The following is a 2,213-nucleotide window of genomic DNA, read 5'->3' on the forward strand; positions in this document are numbered from 1 at the left end:
CCTACAAACGCCACTAACAAAACCGTAACGTGGACAAGTGGAAACACCTCCATTGCTACTGTTAGTTCCAGCGGAAAAGTAACGGGCGTTGCTTCTGGAACTGTTTATATTACAGCTACTACCGAAGATGGTTCTAAAACAGCCACCTGTAAAGTAACGGTGACAGCTTCCTCGGTGATACCCGACGGAGCACGTATTAGCGGAAGTGTATTAACAGGATGGGATTGCACAAAAATCCCTGCTGATGGAAAAGTGATTATTCCAGCTAACGTGAATATAATAAGCAGTAGAGCCTTTGCAAACTGTCAAAGACTAAAAGAAGTAGTAATTCATGGAAAAGTGTACATGATTGGAGAAGAGGCTTTTCAAAACTGTACGGCATTGAACAAAGTAACCATAGCCGAGGGAATGAAACGTATTGAAACAGCTGCATTTGAAGGTTGCTCATCGTTGCAATCCATTGTTTTACCCTCAACTTTAGAAAACGTAGGACCAAGGTTATTTGCAAATACCCCATCATTGGTTTCAATTACTGTAAAAGCACCTGCTCCTCCTCGAACTTATGCTCTATATAGCTTAACACTCTTTGGAAGCAGTAGAAATCCGTTTATTTATGTGCCACAAGCCTATGTAGACACCTATAAAAACGACCCTAATTGGTTTTGGAGCGAATACCGAGATAGAATATTTCCTATGCCTACAGGAGGGGGTAGTACGATTGTGCAAGTAACCGCTGTTGAGTTATCAGAAAGCAACTTAACTTTAAGCCTTGGAGACACCCATAATTTATCAGCAAACGTGTTGCCTACAAACGCCACTAACAAAGCCGTAACATGGACAAGCGGAAACACCTCCATTGCTACTGTTAGTTCCAGCGGAAAAGTAACAGGCGTAGCTTCAGGAACGGTATATATTACCGCTACTACCGAAGATGGCGGGAAAACAGCCTCTTGCGTTGTAAAAGTAACCGACGAAGAAACCCCAAAAATGGTACTAAAAACAACCGCAAATAGCCTTAAATTGGTTATCAATGCTGACCCCCAAGACCAAAACGATGTTTGGATAGACCTAAACAACAACGGACAAAAAGACACGGGAGAAAATGTGACAAGTTTTAATAATTGGCTATATGGAACTTCAACTAATTACACAATAAATCAACTAACATCAGAAAAAACAGTAACGATTTATGGGAAAACAACTATTTTAAACTGTAATCAAAATCAACTGATCAATTTGGATGTTACAAAAAACCCATATTTAAAAAAGCTTGGTTGCAATCAAAATAAACTGACAAATTTAGATATCAGTAAAAATCCATATTTAGAGGTACTTCAATGTCATGACAGTCACCTGACTAATTTAGATGTTAGCAAAAATACAGGTTTATTATATCTTGGTTGTCATAAAAACCAATTAACTAATTTAGATGTTTCTAAAAATATAAATTTAAAGAGTCTCGACTGTAACTATAATCAATTAACCAGTTTAGATCTTTCTAAAAATATAAATTTAGAGATTCTCAGCTGTTATGATAATCAGCTAACCAGTTTGGATATCAGCAAAAATACAAAGTTACTAAGGTTATATTGTGATAATAATCAACTAACCAATCTGAATCTCTCTAACAACGTACTCTTAGAACAACTCGTTTGTATGTATAATCAACTGACAAGTTTAGATGTTAGCAAAAATACAGCGTTAACATATCTTTATTTTCATGGTAATCAACTAACAAGTTTAGATATTAGTAAAAACACAAACTTAGATTTTCTTGCATGTGGTAACAATCAGCTAACAAGTTTAGACATTAGTAAAAACACGACTTAACAGAACTTCATTGTTCAGGGAATCCATTTACGAGTTTAGACATTAGTAAAAACACAAAATTAAATAAGATTACTATTATAAATAATAACCTAACCCCTGCAAGCAAACAAAAAATTGTAGATGATTTGCCCACACGCTCAGCATCTGAAGAAGCAAAATTTTATAATTCCAACTCTCAAGAGTTTTCTCAAAGTCAGCTTAATGCTATTAGAGCAAAAGGCTGGACGGTGGTTAATGATTAATTACGAATTACGAAGTTAATTACGAAGTACGATAGTTAATTACGAAGTACGATAGTTGGTCGTGTTTTAAAAAGTATGATGGTATAAAAATTTGACAATCAGGGAATAAAGTTGTATTTTTGTTGAATGCTAATAACAATT

1 protein-coding gene is annotated in these 2,213 nt (G+C 35.4%); it reads left to right on the top strand.

All coding sequences use genetic code 11. The annotated features are described in order from the left end of the window. The coding region (locus CCAND38_RS11410) for an Ig-like domain-containing protein (protein ID WP_156129793.1) at positions 1-1,830 on the top strand (1,830 nt) is incomplete at its 5' end. Positions 1,831-2,213: the final 383 nt, after the last annotated feature.

Source organism: Capnocytophaga canis (assembly GCF_000827555.1).
Taxonomy (GTDB): Bacteria; Bacteroidota; Bacteroidia; order Flavobacteriales; family Flavobacteriaceae; genus Capnocytophaga; species Capnocytophaga canis.